18 protein-coding genes are annotated in these 21,675 nt (G+C 62.5%); 5 read left to right on the forward strand and 13 right to left on the reverse strand.

Going from position 1 to position 21,675, the window contains the following annotated elements; all coding sequences use genetic code 11:
- Positions 1–110: 110 nt before the first annotated feature.
- The 7 genes from STARVERO_RS14815 to STARVERO_RS14845 form a co-directional block, all read right to left on the reverse strand.
- Positions 111–1,157 (reverse strand): IS110 family RNA-guided transposase, encoded by a 1,047-nt coding sequence (locus STARVERO_RS14815; RefSeq protein WP_024343494.1) that lies wholly within the window; start codon positions 1,155–1,157, stop codon positions 111–113.
- 74 nt (positions 1,158–1,231) lie between these two features.
- Entirely contained in the window at positions 1,232–1,888 is a 657-nt protein-coding gene (locus STARVERO_RS14820; RefSeq protein WP_024343495.1) for a cation efflux transmembrane domain-containing protein, read from the reverse strand.
- A 23-nt stretch (positions 1,889–1,911) separates the two neighbouring features.
- Complete coding sequence (gene uppP, locus STARVERO_RS14825) at positions 1,912–2,784, reverse strand: undecaprenyl-diphosphatase UppP (RefSeq protein ID WP_024343496.1); 873 nt, start codon at positions 2,782–2,784, stop codon at positions 1,912–1,914.
- 118 nt (positions 2,785–2,902) lie between these two features.
- Complete coding sequence (locus STARVERO_RS14830; protein ID WP_024343497.1) at positions 2,903–3,637, reverse strand: cytochrome c biogenesis CcdA family protein; 735 nt, start codon at positions 3,635–3,637, stop codon at positions 2,903–2,905.
- Between the two features lie 2 nt (positions 3,638–3,639).
- A complete protein-coding gene (lspA, locus tag STARVERO_RS14835; protein ID WP_044411231.1) occupies positions 3,640–4,164 on the reverse strand; it encodes a signal peptidase II in 525 nt (174 codons plus the stop codon).
- A gap of 81 nt (positions 4,165–4,245) precedes the next feature.
- The gene (locus STARVERO_RS14840) at positions 4,246–7,299 is read right to left on the reverse strand and encodes a heavy metal translocating P-type ATPase (protein ID WP_097142796.1); all 3,054 of its coding nucleotides are present in this window, start codon (positions 7,297–7,299) and stop codon (positions 4,246–4,248) included.
- Positions 7,300–7,428: 129 nt separating this feature from the next.
- A complete protein-coding gene (locus STARVERO_RS14845; RefSeq protein WP_024338471.1) occupies positions 7,429–7,977 on the reverse strand; it encodes an MAPEG family protein in 549 nt (182 codons plus the stop codon).
- 236 nt (positions 7,978–8,213) lie between these two features.
- Here STARVERO_RS14845 and STARVERO_RS14850 point away from each other — a divergent pair, with 236 nt between their 5' ends.
- Together STARVERO_RS14850 and STARVERO_RS14855 are read left to right on the forward strand one after the other, a co-directional pair.
- The gene (locus STARVERO_RS14850; RefSeq protein WP_159599694.1) at positions 8,214–10,259 is read left to right on the forward strand and encodes an NAD(+) synthase; all 2,046 of its coding nucleotides are present in this window, start codon (positions 8,214–8,216) and stop codon (positions 10,257–10,259) included.
- 114 nt (positions 10,260–10,373) lie between these two features.
- A complete protein-coding gene (locus STARVERO_RS14855; RefSeq protein ID WP_024338473.1) occupies positions 10,374–10,787 on the forward strand; it encodes a MerR family transcriptional regulator in 414 nt (137 codons plus the stop codon).
- 205 nt (positions 10,788–10,992) lie between these two features.
- On the opposite strand, the gene STARVERO_RS14860 is transcribed toward STARVERO_RS14855, so the two are convergent.
- Positions 10,993–11,319 carry a DUF736 domain-containing protein gene (locus STARVERO_RS14860; RefSeq protein WP_021239887.1) on the reverse strand — a complete coding sequence of 109 codons (327 nt, stop codon included), beginning with the start codon at positions 11,317–11,319 and terminating at the stop codon, positions 10,993–10,995.
- A 359-nt stretch (positions 11,320–11,678) separates the two neighbouring features.
- On the opposite strand from STARVERO_RS14860, the gene STARVERO_RS14865 reads away from it, so the two are divergent.
- Positions 11,679–11,924 carry a hypothetical protein gene (locus tag STARVERO_RS14865; protein ID WP_159599696.1) on the forward strand — a complete coding sequence of 82 codons (246 nt, stop codon included), beginning with the start codon at positions 11,679–11,681 and terminating at the stop codon, positions 11,922–11,924.
- Here the strand turns inward: STARVERO_RS14865 and STARVERO_RS14870 are convergent.
- Entirely contained in the window at positions 11,903–12,343 is a 441-nt protein-coding gene (locus tag STARVERO_RS14870) for a hypothetical protein (RefSeq protein ID WP_159599698.1), read from the reverse strand. The two genes, STARVERO_RS14865 and STARVERO_RS14870, sit on opposite strands and share 22 nt — an antisense overlap.
- A 140-nt stretch (positions 12,344–12,483) precedes the next feature.
- Positions 12,484–12,651: a hypothetical protein gene (locus tag STARVERO_RS23385; RefSeq protein WP_021239890.1), complete on the reverse strand. Its 168-nt coding sequence runs from the start codon at positions 12,649–12,651 to the stop codon at positions 12,484–12,486.
- Positions 12,652–13,023: 372 nt separating this feature from the next.
- Here STARVERO_RS23385 and STARVERO_RS14875 point away from each other — a divergent pair, with 372 nt between their 5' ends.
- Complete coding sequence (locus STARVERO_RS14875) at positions 13,024–13,485, forward strand: HEPN domain-containing protein (RefSeq protein WP_031304994.1); 462 nt, start codon at positions 13,024–13,026, stop codon at positions 13,483–13,485.
- A 37-nt stretch (positions 13,486–13,522) separates the two neighbouring features.
- On the opposite strand, the gene STARVERO_RS14880 is transcribed toward STARVERO_RS14875, so the two are convergent.
- Positions 13,523–14,449: a DUF2493 domain-containing protein gene (locus STARVERO_RS14880; protein WP_021240077.1), complete on the reverse strand. Its 927-nt coding sequence runs from the start codon at positions 14,447–14,449 to the stop codon at positions 13,523–13,525.
- A 318-nt stretch (positions 14,450–14,767) separates the two neighbouring features.
- On the reverse strand, positions 14,768–15,808 hold the full coding sequence (locus tag STARVERO_RS14885) for a DUF7146 domain-containing protein (RefSeq protein ID WP_021240078.1): 1,041 nt from the start codon (positions 15,806–15,808) through the stop codon (positions 14,768–14,770).
- A 251-nt stretch (positions 15,809–16,059) separates the two neighbouring features.
- On the opposite strand from STARVERO_RS14885, the gene STARVERO_RS14890 reads away from it, so the two are divergent.
- On the forward strand, positions 16,060–17,244 hold the full coding sequence (locus STARVERO_RS14890; protein WP_159599700.1) for an IS110 family RNA-guided transposase: 1,185 nt from the start codon (positions 16,060–16,062) through the stop codon (positions 17,242–17,244).
- A gap of 8 nt (positions 17,245–17,252) precedes the next feature.
- Here the strand turns inward: STARVERO_RS14890 and STARVERO_RS14895 are convergent, their stop codons facing one another.
- Positions 17,253–21,542 (reverse strand): strawberry notch-like NTP hydrolase domain-containing protein, encoded by a 4,290-nt coding sequence (locus STARVERO_RS14895; RefSeq protein ID WP_159599702.1) that lies wholly within the window; start codon positions 21,540–21,542, stop codon positions 17,253–17,255.
- Positions 21,543–21,675 lie beyond the last annotated feature (133 nt).

Here is a 21,675-nt window from a genome sequence, read left to right on the forward strand (position 1 = left end):
AATGCGGCTTCGCGTTGGACATGCCGACGCTGCCAAGTCGTATTTGCGAACTCACCGTCCCTCGTCCCCTCGCAGGGAGACGCCTCAGTCAGACTTGCGCCTGACCGAACCTATGTCAGAGGAGCGGCGGCCTCTGGCCGCTTACCCCAGTCGAACTCAGTTCCATCCACCCACATGCGATGCAGTATGACACCGATGCGGCGAGCGAGGGCGACGATCGCCTTCTTGTGGCCTCGACGTCGCGAGACCTGAGCAGCCCAAGCCTTTAGGGTGGACCAGCGTTTTACGCGAGTCAGTAGCACCTGTGCTGCCTCGTAGAGCGCGCTGCGCGTCATGGCGTCACCCCATCTCGAAATGCGGCCGGTGCGATCCACTTCGCCGGATTGGTGCTTGCGCGGCGTCAGACCAAAATGGGCACCAACGGTTCGCGACCGAGTGAAGCGAGATGGGACATCGACCGTTGCCCGGAAGATGAGCGCTACGAGCGGGCCGACCCCCGGCACCGTCATAAACCGGCGCGAAACAGTGTCGTCCCGCGCGAGACGGACAAGCAAATCGTCCAACCGACCGAACTGCTCCCGCAGCGATCGCCGCGCCAACAGGAGCGTATCAGCGACTATGTGTAGGTCGCTTCCTGCGATCAGTTCCCGTACTCGCGGCTCGAAATCGCGCGCCGTGACTTTGCCGAGGTGATATCCGAAGTTTCGGATGAGACCACGGATTTCATTTTCAACATCCTGGAGCTTGTTTCGCAGGAGTTGGCGGGCCGTCAGGACGGTCCGAAGGCGCTGGCTTGTCGGCGTCTTGACGTGGACGGGTTTGAAGAGGCCGACGCGCATCATCTGCGCGATTCCGCGCGCATCATGCCGGTCGGTCTTGTTGAGTTGCGCGGAGAGAGCCGCCTTCATGTGCCGGGTCTCTACACACACGATGGGAATGCCGGCTTCGGCTAAATGCCCATAAATGTGCTGAGACAGCATCCCTGCTTCGAGACCGACGCGGACGACTGGAAGCGGGAGCGACAGGATATGCTGCGCAATCTCTTCCGGATTGGATGAAAGCTTTCGTTCATGCGCTACCTGCCCATCGGCGTTGACAACGCAGAGATTGATTGTTCGGGCGGAAACATCCAGCCCAATATAATAGCTTTGAGACATGCCGAACTCCTCCGAATCAAGAGTCGACACGTCTCATAACCAATCTACAGACCATTTTGTAAACTACGACTATTTCAGTCGTTCTCGGGACTAGACTGGCCCTTGGGCCGCGACGAGCCATCACCTATTGCATCGTGCGCCTCCTTCAGGATATTCCAGCCACCCTTGAGCACGATGCCGCCAACCAGCAACCCGATGATTAGGTCAGGCAGCGGGGACGCGAAGAACATGACCGCGGCACCCGACGCGACAATGCCGGCGTTCGCCAGCATATCGTTCGTCGTAAAGATCCAGGACGCTTTGAGATGCACACCTCGATCCCGATGCGACCGCAGCAGTTTTAAGCAAACTACATTAAGCGCGGCATTGGCGAGAGCCGTGACGATCATGGCGAGGCCGATTGGCTCGGCACCCACGAAGAAACGGCGAAGCACCTCCACGAACAATGCAAGTCCAAAGGCGATCAGAAGCAAACCCGAAAGACGCGCCACTCGCACCTTTGCCACGATCGTCCGGCCGACGGCATAAAGGCTGACGGCATAAACGCCGGCATCTCCCAAATTATCCAGGGCGGCACCCAAGAGACCTGTCGAGTCTGCGATAACGCCGACGACACCGGCCACGATCACCTGCAAGAAGTTTATGGCAAGAACCCAGATAAGAGTCCTGCGTTCGGCGGCATTGCTCGCGTCAAGCTCGATTTCACCTTCTTCTTGTTGTTTTTCACTCATACACGTTTCCGATATTTTGCATCTCAAGTGAAATAGCCCAAAGCAACCGCCCAGATGAGTACGATACCGAGAACACCTCGGTAAATAACAAACGGCCAGGCGGAAAAACGCTCGAGAACGCGCATCAGCCCCCAAATCGCACAGAACGCGGAAATAGAAGCCACGACGAGCCCGACAAGAAGTAGTGACCAGCCGTCGGCGGAAAGCTGCACTTTGTGGAGTTCCCAGAGCTCCTTGAAGCCAGCCAGGGCGATTGCCGGCAGGCCAAGAAGGAATGAGAACCGCGCCGCCTCATCTCGCTTCAGGCCGAGGGCGAGCGCCGCAGTCAAAGTCGAGCCTGAACGCGAAACGCCAGGAATCAGCGCTCCGATTTGAGCAATTCCCACGATCATTGCATCGATGGCCGATGTGTTCTCAAGCGTTCGTCGGTGCCGGGCAAAAATCTCCGCGAGCGCCAGGAGGACAGCCATGACGATGCACGCCCAGCCGATGACTTCGAGAGTACGAAGCGGCGAGCCGCACGCGTTCAACGCTCCAGACAAGGAAAGGCCGGCAATACCGATCGGGATCGTGGCAAGGAGAATTCCGACCGAGAAGCGGAAGTGTCGATCTCGGAAATCCCGATTTGCGACGGCACGCAGCGAATTGGTGGCTAGTTGGCTCACGTCGCTCCAGAAATAACTGACGACTGCAGTAAGCGCTGCAAGCTGCATGGCGGCTGAAAAGGCTGAGCCAGGATCCTGCCAACCGAGCAGCGCAGGCACGATCCGCATATGGGCGGTCGAAGAGATCGGTAGCAACTCGGTGATGCCTTGGACAAGTCCGAGCAGGGCGACCTTGCCATAGCCTAGCGCCACGAATCCGGTGTCGACGCCTTGAGTACACGCTCCCGTCATTCTGGCTCCCGGTTGTTGCGCGGCGCGGGCGCGCCCCGATGAATCACGCGCCAAAGTTCGGCGGGGGTTCTGAAGCCGACTGACGAGTCGCAGCAATTCGCGGCAGCCAGCGAGTCCCTCAACCGATCGCTCCCAGCATCGGAAACGTCATCAGCATCCAAATGGCGATCTCCTGCAACCTCCCGGTCATCATCAAAACGCCGACGCCGATCATGACCGCACCACCGCCGATGTTCAGCGCGGCACCGACGCGGCGCATGCGCTTCAATGCGGCTGCCGCGTTTCCCATGAAGAGGGCCGTGAGGAGAAACGGCACACCGAGGCCGAGGCCGTAAGTTCCGAGAAGAATCGCGCCGTTGCCTGATGACGTCGCGGTTACCGTGAGGATGGAGCCCAATACCGGGCCAATGCAGGGCGTCCAGCCGAAGGCAAAGGCGACACCCAGCAGGAAGGCGCCGACCGGTCCATTGACCTGGCGCGGTCCGTTCCATCGGCGGTCGGTCATGAGTATCGGGAGGCGAAGGAGCCCCGTCATCGCCAAACCGAAGACAATGACCAGAGCTCCGCCGATCAGGTTGGTTTCCATCTGGAAGCGTTGGAGAAGGCCGCCGAGGGCCATCGCGCTGACTCCAAGCAGCACGAATATGGTCGTGAACCCGAGCACGAACAGCAGCGCAGGGCGGAAGATGTGAAGCCGGGATACCGCATCACTGCTGCCGGTCGTGCCGGCGCCACCAGCGACATAGGACAGGTAGCCCGGCACGAGCGGCAGGACGCAGGGTGAAAGGAAGGAGATAGCGCCGGCAGCGGCCGCTGTCGCCAGCCCGAGCAACGATATTTCCAGCGCCGCCATGCTCAGCGCTTCCCGTTGCTAAGCGGCTCCTGCGTGCGAAGCACCGGTTGGGTCGAAAAAAGCGATCCAGCCAGGAGCAGCGCGACGCCAATGCTGATTGCAACATCCGCCATGTTGAAGGTCGGCCAATGCCAGTTGCCTATGTGAAAATCGAGAAAGTCTGTCACCGCGCCTTGATGCACGCGGTCAACGATGTTGCCGGCGGCGCCGCCGGCGATCAAACCGAGAGCCGTTGCTTCAATGGTCCTGCGGGTCCGCATTGCCCAAACGAGAAGACCGACCGTGATCGCCACTTTGATCCCGGCCAACACCAACGGATGCTCGAGGAAGACATCTTGGAACATCCCGAAGCTGACTCCGGTGTTGAAGCCGAGCGTCAGGTTGAAAAAGGGCACAACCTCGATCACGCGTGGCGGGACCATGACGGCATTTATGATCAACCACTTCGTAGCAACGTCGAAAAGAAGCGCGGCCACAAATGCGCCGCCAACCCATATCGCGATATTTCTAGCGGGACGTTCGGCCACGATGATTCCTTGTGTTCTTCGGGTTCTGATCGGCATTTCTGTCGTCAGCGGCCGCCCCAATACAGGGCGGCCGCTATTGGCTCAATGCGCAGTTGCAGGGCGAGCCACAGTGGAATGCTGGCGCTCCTGTGCTCGAACCTTTGCGCCGCCGACTGGGCCACCATCTCTCTGGCGCTGTTCCCGATTGAGGAGCCGCAAACCGTTGAGAACGACCAGCAGGGAGGCCCCAACATCGGCGGCGATCGCGCCCCAAAGGGATGCGAGACCGATCACCGTCAGCACTGTGAACAACAGCTTCACGGCGATCGAGAAGGCGATATTCTGCCGAATGACGGCGAGCGTGGCTCGTGAATGGCGCACGAGCCAGGGAAGTCTGGAGAGGTCGTCCGACATCAGGGCGACGTCTGCCGTTTCGATGGCTGCGTCGCTCCCCATTGCGCCCATGGCAATGCCGAGATTGGCGCGGCCCATGGCAGGGGCGTCATTGACCCCGTCACCCACCATGGCGACGACGCCATAGCGCCGAACCAGGTCCTCGACGGCCGTGACCTTGTCGCCGGGCAGAAGTTCCGCGCGAACTTCATCAATGCCGGTCTGCTTGGCAATCGCCTCGGCGGTGGCCCGATTGTCGCCTGTCAGCATCACCACTTTTTCCACGCCCGCCCGATGCAGCGCGGTGACGATATCCTTGGCTTCAGCCCTCACAGCATCGGCAACAGCGATCAGTCCCCAGACTTCCTGGCCGTCGCCAACGGCGACAATGGTCCGGCCAGCGCCGGAAAGTGTGTCGGCGCGTTCCAGGATGGCCGGTGAGCCGACCGCGCGTTCATCGAGGTAGCGGCGTGACCCAAGCCAGACTTCGCGACCGGAGACGCGGCCGGTCATGCCGCGACCCGTGATGGCCTGGACGGCCTCGGCCGGTTGTGCGGCAATGCCGTTTTCTGTTGCCCTCGCCAAAATAGCGCGGGCGATGGGGTGCTCGCTGCGCGCCTCGAGGGCTGCTGCTAACCGAAGAAGGTCATCCTCGTTTCGGCTGCCGAGCGCCAAGATCTCCACGACCTGAGGACGTCCTTCGGTGAGCGTCCCCGTCTTGTCCATGGCGATTGCTTTCAAGCGCGCCGGCGTCTCGAGATGGACGCCGCCTTTCACCAACACGCCCTGCTTCGCAGCTCCCGCAAGGGCAGCCACAATGGTCACGGGCGTCGAGATGACAAGGGCGCAGGGGCAGGCGATCACGAGCAATACGAGGGCGCGATAGAACCAAACCTCCCAGCCACCACCGAGCAACAGCGGCGGCACCAAAAAAACGGCTATCGCGAGCGCCATAACGACGGGCGTATAGACGCGTGCAAATTTCTCGACCCACTGCTCGCTGGGAGCCCGCCGGCCCTGCGCGGAGCCGACCATGCGGATGATCTGCGCGAGCGTGGTATCGCTTGACGCCTTGGTGGTCACGACGTCCAGCGCGCCTTCGCCGTTGATGGTGCCTGCAAAAACGTCGTCTCCTTCCGATTTGAAGACCGGGACGCTTTCGCCGGTGATCGGTGCCTGGTTGACCTCACTCTCTCCGGCGGCCACACGGCCGTCGAGCGGTACTTTATCGCCAGGTCGAATAATGATGTGCGAACCGACACGGACTTCGGCTGCCGGCACGTCTCTCTCCGTGCCGTCTTCAAGCATGATGCGCGCGGTCGGCGGCGCGAGCTCCATCAGGGCCGCCACGGCCCGCCGCGCTCGGCCGAGGCTCCAGGCCTCGAGAGCAAGGGCGAGCGCGAAGAAGAACGAAACCGTTGCGGCTTCGAACCAAGCGCCAATTCCGATCGCACCCACGACGGCGATCACCATCAGGAGGTTCATGTCGGGACGCAGGCGCCTGGCCGCGAGCCAAGCCTTCGGGGCCACGTAACGCACAGCACAAAGCGCGGCGAGCGTATAGAGAATGACGCTTAGCAGCGGCGTTGCACCTGCACCATGTTCGCCTGCCTCGAAGGCCGCGATGATTCCACCTCCGACCCAGGCGTGAACCGCAAATCCGATCGCGACGAACAGGCCGCTCGCAGCAGTCAGCCATGATTGAATGCGTCTGCGCCGCTCTTCTGCCCGTGCCCCTTCGCTGGTGGCGCCCTCGGTCCAGGGCTCCGCCTGCAGGCCGGCGCGTACAACGGCCTTCTCGATCTTGGCCTCCAAGGCGGCGTCAGGCGCCATGTCGATCGACATGCGGCCGTTAAGAAGGTCGAAAGCGAGCTTGTCCTCACCAACGAGCGGGCCGACTTCGCGCTTCAGGGCGGCGATCTCGTCGGCACAATCCATGCCATGGATTCGATAGACAACGCCGCCAGGCAGATTGATCGGCGGCGGGCTGAGGGCTTCCTTCACGTTGGTCGCGCAACCGCACGCGGATCCTGCGGCATCGCAGGTTGCCTGCTCAGCAACGGCCGGCGCTGTCCACAGCTCAGCCCGCATCCCGGTTCGCGCGACCGCCTGTTCGATCTCTTGGAGGGTTGTCCCGCTCTGAGGTGCAATGGTCATCGCACCCTGCGAAGTGTCGAAGGCGAGCTTATCCTCGCCAACGAGCGGTCCCAGTTCCCTGGTCAGAGCAGCCACCTCATTCTTGCAGTCGAGGCCGCGCACACGCAGGAGCATGGTTTCGGCCGAACCATCCTGGATGAGAGAGCCTGACATCCCGGTTCTTGAGATGCCGCTCACGAGTTCGTCGATCGAGGCACGGTGCTGAGGCGCGACCGTCATCAACCCCTTTGCTGTGTCGAAGGCGAGCCAGTCCTCACCGCCAACCAGAGGGCCGATTTCGCGCTTGAGCATCGCGACCTCGTTTTTGCAATCGAGGCCCTCGACCTTGAACAGCCACGCCGACGCGGAGGACTTATCCAGCTCAGCCAGCAATTGTGCCCTCATTCCAGTGGTAGCGACCGCCTGCTCAATGGTATCGAGTGCCGGAGCGGTCAGGCCCGCGACCTCCATGACACCGCCCTTGGTGTCGAACGACAACTTGTCCTCGCCACCGACGACGGGACCGACCGCGGCACGAAGCATCCGAACTTCGTTCTGACAATCCAAGCCCTCAACCTTGAAGCGTAACGTGCCTAAGGTGCTTCTAGCCTCGGCTTCAATAGTCATTGCGGTCTCCTAAATTTGCTTATTCTCTCGAGCCCGGCTCGAATCCTTTCACGCACCATACATTCTGTAGTGGCTACAGGAGCAAGAGGCCTTTCAATCGTTTTTTGCCGTCCAAGCGAGCGACAGACGTCAGCGTCCGGCGGCTATCAGCCCGACCACAATTCCATAGCTCGCGATTATTGAGGCGCCGGTGAGCGCCATGCCAAAAGCCCGGCCTGAGACTCGTTTGGCGTAGCCGAATGCAAAGGTGATGCGGCCAACCAGAAACAGAGCAACCAGCAGCGGTATGAGCACCAGTTCGGTTTCTCGCAGAAGCGCTGCTAGGGTCAGATGTGCGCCAAAAGCCAGTACTGTCTGCTCCAATGAATTCTGCAGCACCGCGGCACGCACGGCGATTGCCGGGCTGGGTTTGCCGAACGCCGAGCCCCGTATATCCGCCGGCGAATAGAACCTGCCTCTGCTCACCGCGCCGACGCAGCCGGCCAGCCAGAGAAACATGAGAATACTCGCCTTCAACGTGAACGCGATCCGCTCACCGAAGTCCATCTCTGGGCTGAGGCCGAACAATTCAGGAGGCAGCCAGGCATAGCCAACCACAAGGACGACCGCCGCGAAGGCGAGCGCGACGGCTGAGGCTCGGACAATGCCCACCTGGTCAGAACTGAGCCTCTTGAACACTGTCCTTGCTCCTTGTCGTCCTCCGCCGCCTGCCTGTGGTGATGAAAGACCGGGGGCGACCACTCATCGCGCGTGGGTTCACACGCCCCGATCATAGGTATATAAATCCTGTAGTAACTACAGAATCAACCCTTGCGAGGGGTCGAGGCCGTGACTGAACCCGGTCGCCGTAACAGCGGTCACGGCCACTTGGTGCCGAGATCGGGCACCGCAAGAACACGAGATGAGACCGGCGGATGAGCTTCTATTCGATTTATCAGCAGGGTTTCGTTCGCGTGGCTGCCTGTACACCGAAATGCGAAGTCGCCGATCCCAGCTACAATGTCGCTGAGACGCTCGCGCTCGCCCGCGACGGTGCGCGCCAGGGTGTTGCGCTGATGGTGTTCCCGGAATTGGGCCTCTGCGGTTACGCGATTGACGATCTTCTCGGCCAAGCCGCGTTGCTGCAGCGGGTGGAACAAGCGATCGAGGAAGTCGCGGCCGCGAGCCGCGAGCTTTCGCCGGTTCTGCTCATCGGCGCGCCGCTGGTGCGGGAAGGACGACTCTACAATTGCGCTGTCGCCGTCCATCGTGGGCGCATTTTGGGTGTTGTTCCCAAAGGACATCTGCCGAATTATCGGGAATTCTACGAAAAGCGTTGGTTCGCTTCGGGCCGAAACTTGAAAGGCGCTACCATCGAGATCGCTGGTCAGTCCGTCCCCTTCGGAATGGATATGATTTTAGCGGCCGAGGATTTGCCAGGCTTCGTCTTCCACGTCGAGCTGTGCGAGGACGTATGGGGACCGGCTCCGCCCAGCGACTTTGCCGCGCTCGCTGGCGCTCTCATCCTTACCAACCTCTCGGCCAGCAACATCACTGTCGGCAAGGCCGAAACCCGCCGGCTGCTCTGCGCAACCCAATCGGCGCGGTGCTGGGCTGCATACATCTATTCCGCGGCCGGTCCGGGCGAGTCGACGACGGACCTCGCTTGGGACGGTCAAGCCTGCATTTATGAACTCGGGCAGCTGCTGGCAGAGACCGAACGGTTCCCGCAGGACTCGCAAATGGCCATCGCCGATGTCGACGTTGATAGGCTCAGACTGGAGCGCCTGCGCACCGGCACCTTCAACGAGGCGGCCATCGCACAAGCTATGCCTGAAGACAGGTTCCGGCGTATCGGCTTCCGGTTCGAGCCGTCGATGACGGACCTCGGGCTGCGCAGGGCCGTCGCGCGCTTCCCCTATGCTTCAGCCGATCCGGCACGCCTCGACCAGGACTGTTATGAGGCCTACAGCATCCAGGTCCAGGGGTTGATGAAGCGCCTTCAGGCGACGGGCATCCGCCGCGTCTGCATCGGGGTCTCCGGTGGTCTGGACTCCACTCACGCGCTGATCGTGGCGGCGAAAGCGTTCGACCGGCTAGGCTGGCCCCGGTCCGACATTCTCGGCTTCACGATGCCGGGCTTCGCGACGGGGGAGGCCACCAAGGCAAATGCCTGGACGCTGATGCGTAGTCTCGGCGTCACCGCCGAGGAGATCGACATCAAGCCGTTGGCGCAGCAGATGCTGGCGTCACTTCAGCATCCGTTCGCGCAAGGCGAGCCGGTTTACGACGTGACGTTCGAGAACGTGCAGGCGGGCCTGCGCACGGACATCTTGTTCCGTGCAGCCAACCAGCGAGGCGCCATGGTGCTTGGCACTGGCGATCTGTCCGAAATCGCGCTCGGCTGGTCGACCTACGGTGTCGGCGACCATATGAGCCACTACAACGTCAACGCGTCGGTGCCGAAAACACTCATCCAGCATTTGATCCGCTGGGTGGCACAGTCAGCCGCCTTCGATGAGGCAACGAACGGCACGTTGCTCTCCATTCTTGACACTGTGATTTCGCCAGAACTCGTGCCGGCCGGCGAAGGCGGCGCCTTACAAAGTACGGAGGAGAAGATTGGGCCTTATGAACTGCAGGATTTTACCCTGTTTTATTTGACGCGCTATGGCCTGAAGCCGTCGAAGATCGCTTTCCTGGCCTTCCATGCCTGGCGTGACGCCACCGCCGGAGCTTGGCCTCCACAGTATCCGGAAGAGCGCCGTCGCGCATATGATCTGCCCACAATCAGATCGTGGATGGAGGTGTTCCTCTATCGCTTCTTCACGATCAGCCAGTTCAAGCGCTCGGCGTCGCCGAACGGCCCCAAAGTCACTGCTGGCGGCTCGCTGTCGCCGCGCGGCGATTGGCGCGCTCCGTCGGATGGCAACGCCCGCCTCTGGTTGGAGGAGTTGCGCGCTCACACGCCGTCGGAATGAACGTGCCCTGAGGGTTGGCGCTCAGCGGCCAACGGCAATCGGCGCACGGATGCCGATGACGCTTCCGCCCAGTTGTTATCCCTACTCGAACCACCGTTACGGAATGAATTCGCCATGATCACCATCGGAGCCTTGTCACAACGGACAGGCGTCAATATCGAGACAATCCGCTACTACGAGCGGATCAATCTCATCCCGCCGCCGCCCCGCACAGAGAGCAGGCGGCGCCTCTATGAAGCAGAGGATGTTCGGCGACTGACGTTCATACGCCATTCCAGGGATCTCGGCTTCGACATCCCGGCTATTAAGACGATGCTCGCTCTGCAGGAAAGGCCAGAGTCCTCTTGTGAGCAGGTGAGCCGAATTGCCACCGATCAGCTCGAAGCCGTCGAGGTGCGGATCCGACGCCTTCTCGGACTTAAGAGCGAGCTCACTCGGATGATCAAATCGTGCGACAATGGGAAAGTCGCATCGTGCCGGATCATAGAAGTTTTAGCTGACTCACCCAACTCGCATGATGCCCCCTGAATCGCTGAGGAATTCAGGAACATCCACGACTTTGTTGGCTAGGGAGTGCCCGAATACCCCATCTATAATAGTCGTTCTTGGGGCTGCGAGCCAAGCAATTTCTGCTGATTGGCTAGCTTCAGCCGTTGTTCCGGCTTAACTGATTCGGTTGCGGCGGCAGCGCTTCGGCCCCGCCCGGATTATCCGGGCGGGGCGGCTGCGGCCCTCAGTCGCCATTGCGGCGGTTGGGGCGGGACCAGATCAGCGAGTGGGTGTCGCCTTCTTCGTCGTCGAAGAGGTTGGCGTAGATCGGGGCGTTGAAGCTCGGATCGTCGAGCTTGAGGCCCAGATAGTCGCGACCTTCGTTCGAGGTCTTGGACCAGGCGGCGCCGATTTCGGCGCGGCCGACGAGGACCCGGTGGCTGGGGGCGTTTTCGCCGGTGGAGCGCGTGTCAGGGACGATGCGCACGCCCTTGGCCTGGACGCTGAGGGTGACGATTTCGCCGGTGAATTCGTTCGAGCCGGTCTTCTTGAAGGTGCCGATGGTCGCCATTGTAAGTCTCCGTTTTTCGTTTTCGAGCCCGCTCCATGCGGCCTCGATGGCGATCGGTTGGCCGGAGACGACCGACGACGCATCGCTTGCGACCGGAGCGAAGCGGAGGATGGCGCAGGCACGAGTTTCTTGTCTCGCGAGGAATGACGGCCATGGCCGGCAGGGGAAGAAAGTCGGGACGCGCCGTTGCGGCATAGGCGGTCGAGGCGAAGCCGTTCTTCGGCCAGATCAGCCCATTGGAGAGGCCGTTTGGAGCGGTCGGCGGACGGATGTCTCGCGGAGATGATGGCGACCTGACGCGACCGGCACGGAGATTGTTCGATCTCTCACCGGCTCATCCCTCCCTACCGGCTGGCCGGATGCGCTTCTCCGCCGCCATGCTCTTCCGCGTTATGAGCGCCCGCCACTACGCCATGGTTGGTTGCGTCGGGCCGTGGACGCCGCTGGTCCAGGCGATCAGCAGGATTGCAGATTCTGGGCCTCTTGCCGCCACGCTGCCATCGCCGCCTTGCCACGTCTTCGACGACGAGGCGGGCGCGCGGATCAGCCGTTTGGTCTGGCGAACCATCGCATGGAGAAACGATCAGGCCCGCATCGTGCCTTGACCGGCCGGGGCGGTGGCCGCCATGCCTGTGACCCGCATGAGTGCAGTGATGCCGACAGCGATCGCGCCGATGACGGAAAAAGCGATCTGCCAGGTCTCCGACGGCATGGTGTGTTTCACGATACCATGCGTGGCGTGATAGCCCGCCATCACTGCGGGCGCGACAAAGACGAGCGCGATCAGCAGCCGCGCCCACATGGGACGGACGATCACGAACAGGAGCTGGCCGATGCCGAGCGTGAGCCCTGCTGCGACAATGCCGACGATGATCGCTCCGAGCCAACCCGCGCCGGTGTGCCAAGCCCAGGTTCCGGCGCTCAGCCCTGCGAAAAACGGAAGCGCGAAGACGGCGAGTGTGAACAGAAGCCAGCAGAAGAAGCCGATGGCTGCGATGGAAAGAAGAATGCCGAGAAAGATCATGGTGGTGTCTCCGTGAGGAAAGCTCTGACGGTCGCGCCTCCACCACCACCACGGCGCGAAACAGAGAGTAGCAAAAGATAACCGTCAGGGGGAGCGGAAACCCGCAAGGTTTTCGTCTCGGCCACGAAGATCTTCGCCCCTCACGGGGCGAAAGGATCGATCTCGCTGACGATTTCGGCGGCATCACCGTCGTATTCGGTTGCGGGCGTGACCGAGAGCGTGCCGTCGCCGGCGCGGAAGATGACGATAGCGACCATGAGTGTTGCGGCGAGGCTGAAGGCGAAGGCGTGAGCGTCGTTGGGGGACATCGATCCGGCTCCTGCTTGAGCGGAGGACCATCCCCCGCTGACAGGCGCCCGATGTGTCCGGCCGATGGCCGCAATCACCGCGAAGGTGAAACCGCAGCGGCGGCACGCGTTTCGCGTAGTCCGACCCCTTGAGGGTTGATGGCGTCAGGCCACCGGCCGAACCAAGGATCAGTGCCGATAAGCGGGGGTGGTTTCCGATAGGCCGGAGTTGCCGAATGATGGCCCCGTAGGACGCATTGCGGCGTGGATGCTGCAATGGAGTCAAGCGTCGGAAGAGTTCTTCCGGCGCAGTTACAGGACGGCGTTCAGAATCTCTTGATGCAATTCGCCGTATTATTTCAGAATTGAGCGGGAATGGGGAAAGCGAACTGATTGTCCGACACGCCGAAAACATACCCTGGGGAATCCGCCACGCCTGAGCAAATACTCCGGTTGGCAGAAGAATACAGAAAAGCGGCCCATCTGCTGCTGCAACTCGGACGACGCGGAGATCCACTATCACGCGCTCCTTGCCGGTTGTCGGCCATTCACGCGATCGAACTTTATCTGAACGCGCTGCTTCTCTTCATGGGACAGGAAACATCCCGGATAAGGGGGCTGCAACATAACCTTGCCGCGCGATCCGAAATGGCGATCGCGAATGGCCTCCAACTGCGAAAGCGCACTGCTGCGCATCTGTCGGCCATGGCTGGGAACAGAGAATATCTCGTGACGCGGTATGGGCCGGAAATGACGGCAACGATCTCGCAGATCAACCGGCTCACGGCGACTCTGGATGAGGTCGCCAACAAGGTTTCTGCGATGATGGCCGTACCGAATAGAACTCGTGCCTGATGCCAGACATGGGATGGCCGTAAGAGGCAGGTGGCGCTCACGCGCCACCTGAGCCGAACCGGTAGACCGGGATACCGAGTTTGCGGGCCTTGTCGGCAAGATTGTCCTGAATACCCGTGCCGGGGAAAATTATAACGCCGATCGGCATGACGGCCAGCATCTGGTCGTTGCGCTTGAAAGGGGCGGCCTTGGCGTGCTTCGTCCAGTCGGGCTTGAAGGCGACCTGTGACACCTTGCGCGTGTCGGCCCAGCGGGCGGCGATCTTCTCGGCGCCTTTGGGCGAGCCGCCGTGCATCAGCACCATATCAGGGTGCTTGGCGTGAACCTGATCGAGCTTGGCCCAGATCAGCTTGTGGTCGGTGCTGTCGCCACCGGAGAAGGCGATCTTTGGCCCGGCGGGCAACAGGACTTCGGCCTCAGCGCGGCGTTTGGCGGCGATGAAGTCGCGGCTGTCGATCATCGCGGCGGTAAGGTTGCGATGGTTGACCATGGAGCCGGTGCGCGGTCGCCAGCTTGACCTGGTATGCCGCTCGAAGTGGTCGGCGGCTTGATCGCGCATCAGTTCGAAGGCGTCACGGCGTTCGAGAAGAGTCTGCCCCTCGGCGGTCAGGCGCTCCAACTCGACCGATTTCACCTCGCTGCCATCCTGTTCGCGCTGACCGCGGCGCTGTGCCTGCTCGTTGTCGTCCAGTTCGCGTTCGATCCGCTCTGAGGCGCGATGGAAGAGATTGACGGTCGACCAGAGGAGATCGTCGAGGTCGGGTTCGAGGCGGGTGTCTTCGAGCGTCGAGATCAGGGCATCGAAGATGTCGGCGATGGCGCCAGCGATGCGATCGCCTTCGGGGAGTGGCCGGGGATCTGGTTCATCCTCGAAGGGACGATAGCCGTAGAGCTGAAGCTCGTGCAGGACGTGGGCGGTTGGGGATTCGCTGTGGTGGGGTTCGTAATCGTCGTGCCCGTTCATGGGATGCTCCGTCGGTGTGGACCGCGACCGTCGCGGCCTTCATGGCGACGAAGCCCATGGGCGGGACGGCCTTGCACCTTGACGCGAAGCGTCAGGGCCGGAGCGTTAGCGGAGGATGGCAGAGGGCGACTATTTTGCTTCGCGATGGAAAGGCGCGGGACGCGCCGCCGGAAAATAGTCGGCCGCCGCCATTGCCGGGCCGCACCGGCTGTGGGCCGATCGCCCTCTCAAAGGCCGAGGCGCGGTTCATCTTCCGATGGATGAACGCATCCGGACGGGCACGATGACGGAGCACCGTTATCGCTTCCCTGTTCCAGGCTACGCTGCCAGGAGCATGAAGCGGGCGACGTCCTGCGGGACGAGTTGCACCCGGATATGCGCCATCAGTGCGTCACGGCCGAACGTGCGGAGATCTTCATTGAAGTCCCCGAGCATGGGTGACAGGGCAATCGCCTCAATCCCCACCGCGTTTGCCCGTTCGATCAGCGTGTTCCGCGCACCGTCCCCGGCGCGATCATTGTCGCGGACGACATAGAGCCGGCGCAGTGGGTCGTGGAACTGGATGGCAGCTAGGTGCGCCGCGGAGAGTGCCGCTGCCGCCGACATGCCGGGCATGACCTCACGAGCCGATAGCACGCTTTCGATCCCTTCGCCGGCCGCCAGCACGTCACCGGAGAGCCCGAAGCGGACCGCATGCCCAAGAAGGTCGCCCATCGCCTTGCGCTGGACGTCGATCGGCGCCTTGCCTGAGCCGTCGGGCGCGAGCCAGGTCCGATGCGTGCCGGTAATCCTGTCGGCGAGGTCGGTGACGGCGGCGACCATGGCCGGCCAGGTCTCGGTCGGGCTGTGCTCGTCGGGTTTATAGTAGCAGCGCGGATGGAAGCGTAAGTTTCCGGTTCCGTGCAAAGCCGTAATGCCGCGATTGCGGAGATACGTTTCCACGAGTGTGCCACCGATTGGCTGCGATATGGCGAACAGCCGCCGTGCCGCTTCGGCTGAGCCTGACGGCGCCGGCGCTGTTGCGTGCCGCTTTTGTGCGGGCTCTGGTTCGGGATGCGGGATGCTCAGAAAGCTGCGAGCCTCTTCGGCAACATCTGCGAAGTCGATGAGGCCGAGTGCTTCCCGTATCACGTCGAGTAGATCGCCGTGTTCGCCCGTCGCCGCGTCGGTGAATTTACCGGCAAGCCCCTTGGGCGAGTCCTTCAGCCGCACGAACATGGATCGCCCGGGATTGTTGCGGGCATCGCCAACCTGCCAGTAGTTGCCCTGTTTGCGGCCTGCCGAGAGATAGTGGCGGCACACCGCTTCGGCCTGACGGCTGAGACGGTGGGCAAGATCGGAAGCGTCGTGACGCGCCATCACGCAGCCCTACCAATGAAAAGCGTTTCAACATCTTCCTTTGCCGGACGGCTTTTATGTCCGAGGATGTTGGAAGGCAGGAGACTGGGTATGGCTATCATGCTGGCCGCCCTTGATGGCTCGGGAGGCAGATCCGCCCGGTCTCCACACCTGACCCGACCGCTGATTAGGCTCTGCGATTGATCGCTGTGTAGGGCGAGGACGGCGTGGGAAGGTTGCCAATTTAAGGAGGACCCTTCAGGGAGGAAGCCATGCACTTCTACGTTGGCGTCGATGCCGCCAAGGACATTCATTGGGCCTGCGTGATCGGCGCGGACGCAAGGCCTGTCTTCAGCCATGCCGTCAGGAACGATCCGGAAGGAATCGCGGCGCTGATCGGCGAACTGTCCGTGCTGAACGCCGAAAGTATAACCGTCGCCCTCGACCTGCTGGGCGGCTGTGCCACGCTGTTGTGCGCGATGCTGGCCGAAGCTGGCATGCGGATCGTTCATACACCTGGCCTGGCGGTCAACCGCGCGCGGCAGGGTATGCGCGGCGGAGAGAACAAGTCCGATCCTCGCGATGCGGCAACCATCGCCGATCTCGCGCGAACCCGCACCGACCTGCGGCCGGTCGAGATCGAGACCGAGATCGATGTCGACATTCGCTTGCTCGTCGGTCGGCGCCGCGAAGTCGTTGTCGATCAAACCCGACGCCTTGCGCGCCTGCGTGATCTTCTCTCCTCGCTCTTTCCCGCGCTGGAAAGGCGCATCGACGTGAAGACAAAGGCCGGCCTCGTCTTCCTGAGCCTTTTCGCCGCTCCGCACGAGCTGCGCGGCGCCAGGCCGCATCATCTCGTCCGCGCGCTGACGAAGGTCTATCCCCGCATGCGGGATGCCCAGTCCATGGCTCAGGACGCCATTGCTCTGGCCAAAGCTCAAACCATCAACGTGCCAGGCGCGCAAACCCGGGCCAAGCTGGTCCAGGACCTTGCCGGCGAGGCGCTGGCAGCCCGCGCCCAGCGCGACCGTATCGACGGCGATCTCCAAGCGCTTCTTGAAAGCCACCCTGACGCGGCCCTCATCCTTAGCCTGCCAGGGATGGGGGCCGTGCTCACGGCAGACTTCATCGCCTGCGTCGGTTCCACCCGCCGCTTCCGTTCGGCCGATGCGCTTGCAGCCGCAGCCGGCCTCACTCCGGTCCTGCGCCAGTCCGGAAAATCCAGAACCGTCCGACGATCCACAGGCGGCAACAAGACCCTCAAGCGTGTCTTCTTCCAATCCGCCTTCAACGCTCTCGCAGACCCGGAAAGCCGAGCCTTCTACGATCGGAAACGTGCCGAGGGAAAGCGTCACAATCAAGCCGTCATCGCCCTCGCACGCCGTCGCGTAAACGTCGTATGGGCAATCCTCCAGACCAGAATGCCATTCAGCCAAAACTTCAAAAATGCAGCTTGACGAAACCATTAGGCTGCCTCCCGTTCGGAGATACGATCGATGGGGTAGGTGTCGAGCAACTTGCCGAGCACGGTCGGTCCCGTGCTGTCGACCGGAACGAAGAACCGCAGTGACCAGGAGATGATCTCGGTGAAGAGGCCGTAGGCCCGCAGGCGTTCGCGCATCGTTTCGGCGAAGCCGGAGAGTTCGATGCGGTTCGCGCCCATGACGCGGACGCGGCGAAGCTGGAGGCCCTCGGCCAGATCAAGTATGGTCCGCCCATCGACCAACGCTGTATAGGCGTCGTCCGCCGTGAGGCTGGCTCTGCCGGTCGACGCGGCGTTTGCCGCCCATGCCGGAGAGACACGGCGGCCAATGACGCGCTCGCCGTTATCGGTCTGGAGCCGATAGACCCGCGTCGACTCGTTCGGCAGGCGTTTCCACACCGGCAGGAGGAGCCCGGCGACGATATGGATAGTGCTGTCGGCGAAGGGTGGTGTCTCTAGCACCTCCCGCTGCCATGCGGCTGCGAAGCTGGCATGATCAGCTTCCTGCCAATGGCTCTCTGCCATCATCTTCAGCGGAGCGTGGGTGTGTTCCATCGGCCGGATCAGCCGGACACGGCGTTCGATCTCGCCGTCATCAAGCATGAGCGAAGGGGCGGCCACCTGCACGGCAGCGCGGCCGGATTTGGCGTTCACCAGCAGCCTGCCGTGGTCATCTTCTACATGGGCAAGGGCGTCCGTCAGTGTCATCGGGCGATTGCGACGACGTTCGGTGATCGTAAGGAGCCGCGTTTGAGCACCCGTCGCGGGATGGGTGTAGATGGTCTTCCGGTCGGTGACGACGAAGCTCTCCGCCGTCAATGTCTCCAGCCCGATATCATATATGCCGCTGGCGATGGCGCCTTGGACCTTGGCATCGAGCAGTTGCTCGAAGGCGGTGAAGAGGATGCCCTGAAGCTCGATGGTCAGCGCCAGCAGACGGTTCAGGAACGTGGTGATCGGCGGCAGTTCGTCCTTGATACCGTTCATGTCCATCAGCTTCAGACCGGTGGAGGACTCGAACCGTTCCAGCGAGCAGCCGTCGATCTTGCCGCGCACGATCAGCACATAGAGCTGGCGGAGCGCGCCGCGCGCATAGGGAGATTCAAGATTGTCCTCCGGCCGGAACAGGCCCTGGCCACCGGTCTGCCGTTGTCCTCGCGTGATTGCGCCGAGCGTGTCGAGCCGCCGCGCGATGGTCGAGAGGAAGCGCTTTTCGGCCTTCACATCCGTTGCGATCGGGCGGAAGAGTGGCGGCTGTGCCTGGTTCGTGCGGTTGGTGCGCCCGAGCCCCTGAATGGCGGCGTCGGCCTTCCAACCCGGTTCGAGCAGATAGTGGACGCGCAGGCGTTGGTTCTTTGCTGAGAGTTCGGCATGATAGCTGCGGCCGGTGCCGCCCGCGTCCGAGAAGACCAGGACGCGCTTCAGGTCGTCCATGAACGCGGCGGTTTCGGCGAGATTGGCGGAGGGGGCGCGGTTCTCGACAACGAGGCGGTCGCCCTTGCGAACGATGCGGCGGGAACGGCCCGTTACTTCTGCCACCATGTCGGTGCCGAAGCGCTGGACGATCTGGTCGAGCGCGCCAGGCACTGGCGGCAGCGATGCGAGATGTTCGATCAGCTCGTCACGCCGGGCAACAGCTTCCCGGCTCTCGACCGGTTGGCCGTTGCGAAACACTGGCCGCGAGGAGAGGTTGCCTTCGCCGTCGGTGAAGGGCTCATAGAGCTGCACCGGGAAGCCGGTCTGCAAGTACGACAGCACATACTCGCGAGGAGTAATGTCCACCCTGACGTCGTTCCATTCCTCGGTGGGGATCTCGGCCAGGCGCCGTTCCATCAGGGCTTCGCCGGTGGACACGATCTGGACGACGGCGGCGTGGCCCTGCTCCAGATCGCGGTCGATGGACCGTATCAGGGTCGGCGTCTTCATGCTGGTCAGAAGATGCCCGAAGAAGCGCTGCTTTGCCTGCTCGAAAGCGCTGCGGGCGGCGGACTTGGCCTGGCGGTTCAGCGTGCCGTCGCTGCCGGTGATATTCGCCGCCTCCATCGCTGCGTCGAGGTGGTTGTGTATGACTTGAAAAGCTCCGGCATAGGCGTCGTAGATGCGGCGCTGCTCGTCGGTGAGCTGGTGCTCGACCAGTTCATATTCCACGCCGTCGTAGGACAAGGACCGCGCCGTATAGAGGCCAAGCGACCGAAGATCGCGCGCCAGAACCTCCATGGCCGCGACGCCGCCGTCTTCGATCGCCTCCACGAATTCGGCGCGGGTGGCGAACGGGAAATCCTCGCCGCCCCAGAGGCCGAGCCGCTGGGCATAGGCGAGATTGTGGACGGTGGTGGCGCCGGTGGCCGAGACATAAACAACGCGGGCATTGGGAAGCGCATGTTGCAGGCGTAGGCCGGCGCGCCCCTGTTGCGAGGGAGCGACGTCGCCTCGTTCTCCTTTACCGCCTCCGGCGTTCTGCATCGCGTGGCTTTCGTCGAAAATGATCACTCCGTCGAAGTCGGAGCCCAACCATTCGACGATCTGCCGGACGCGCGAAACCTTCTCGCCACGGTCGTCGGAGCGTAGCGTGGCGTAGGTTGTAAATAGGACGCCTTCCAAGAGCGTGACCGGCTTGCCTTGGGGGAAGCGCGAAAGCGGTGTGACCAGCAGGCGCTCCATGCCGAGCGCGGACCAATCACGCTGCGCGTCCTCGATCAGCTTGTCCGACTTGCTGATCCAGACGGCCTTGCGGCGTCCGCGCAGCCAATTGTCGAGGATGATACCGGCCGACTGACGGCCTTTGCCCGCACCGGTCCCGTCGCCAAGCATGAAGCCACGACGGAAGCGGACGGAGTGCTCGGCGTCGGCGGGCGCGGCCCGAACGACATCGAAGGTCTCATCGATCGACCACGATCCGGCGAGATACTCGCCATGCGCCTCGCCAGCATAGATTACCGTCTCGATCTGGGCATCGGACAGAAGGTCGTGGATGTTTGCCGGCAGCATCGGCCGATAGCTCGGCTTCGGCGGCGCAACGCTCGCCATCGCCGCTGACTGCACCAGCTTGGTGGGATGCGCCTGGGAGCCGGGAATACGGATCGACTGCAATCCGTATTCCTCATAGATGGCGTCGGTTAGCCGTGCGCCGTCCGGCGGCGTCCAGTCCATGGTTTCATAGGCGAGTTCGACGCCCTCGGGATCGACGGCAGCCATGGCGGGACGTGCGGCGGTCGAGCGGGCGAGGTAGCCACGAACAGTGCGTGGTGCGGTGATGGACGCCGTCGCGTTGCAAGTCGGCATGGCTGCGACAGGTCGCGGCGGAATCTGCGCCGCAATCCAGCCGAGCAGCGTGGCGATGTCCGGCGCCCTGCCGGGCGAGGTCGGAAAAATGGTCGGATCGTCGGCGGGCTGCTTGTCGATGACGGTGATCCGCGTCGGAAACGTGGTGCCGTGTTTTGCATAGACGGAACCATCGATCGCGGCCGTGAAGGCGACGCGGCTGCGCGACTGCAAGCGAATGAAGGCGTCGCGCCAGTCGGGGGCATCGGGCGCGAAGTTCGCGCCGGTGATCGTTACCAGACGACCGCCGGGCGCGAGGCGAGCAAGCGCCGAGGCAACATGGCGGTAGCAGGCATCGGCCATGCGGCCCGAGACGTTCGCCATTGCCGAGAATGGCGGGTTCATCAGCACAACGCTGGGGACCGCGGTGTGACCCAGATGATCGTCTATTTGGGCCGCGTCGAAGCGCGTGACGGCGATGGCCGGAAAGAGCGAGGCGAGGATATTGGCCCTGGTCTCGGCCAATTCATTGAGCAGCAGCGTGGCGCCGGAGATTTCGGCAAGGACCGCGAGCAGGCCCGTGCCGGCAGAAGGTTCCAGGACGACGTCGTTTGCCGTTATGTCGGCGGCGGTGACGGCGGCGAGGCCGAGCGGAGCAGGCGTCGAGAATTGTTGTAGCGCCTGGCTCTGCTCGGAGCGGCGCGTATGCGTCGGCAGGAGACCTGCAATCCTTCCGATAGCGGAAAGTCGTGCAGGCGGAGATGCTGCTTTACGGAAAAGCGCCTTTCCGTATTTGCGCAGAAACAGGACGGTCGCCGCTTCGCAGGCGTCATAGGCCGTCTTCCAATCCCAGACGCCAGTTGAGTCGGAAGCGTCGAACGCGGATTCCATCGCGCCGCGCAGCAAGGTGGCGTCGATGCGCTGCCCACGTTCGAGATGGTCGAGAAGACGATGCGCGGCGGCCAGAACGGTGGGTGCGGCTGCAGCGGCGACGGGAGATGCGATGTTCATGGGATGAGCTTTCGGGAGAGCGGGAACGGGAAAGCCCGGATGGCGCTCTCTCTCGACCGCCCGGCCTCATCTCGTCCCGGCGGCCCTCTTCCTCTCCGCGTCGCGACCGCGACATGAAAACAGCGCCCGGCCA

This window comes from Starkeya nomas (assembly GCF_902703545.1).
Classification (GTDB): domain Bacteria; phylum Pseudomonadota; class Alphaproteobacteria; order Rhizobiales; family Xanthobacteraceae; genus Ancylobacter; species Ancylobacter moscoviensis.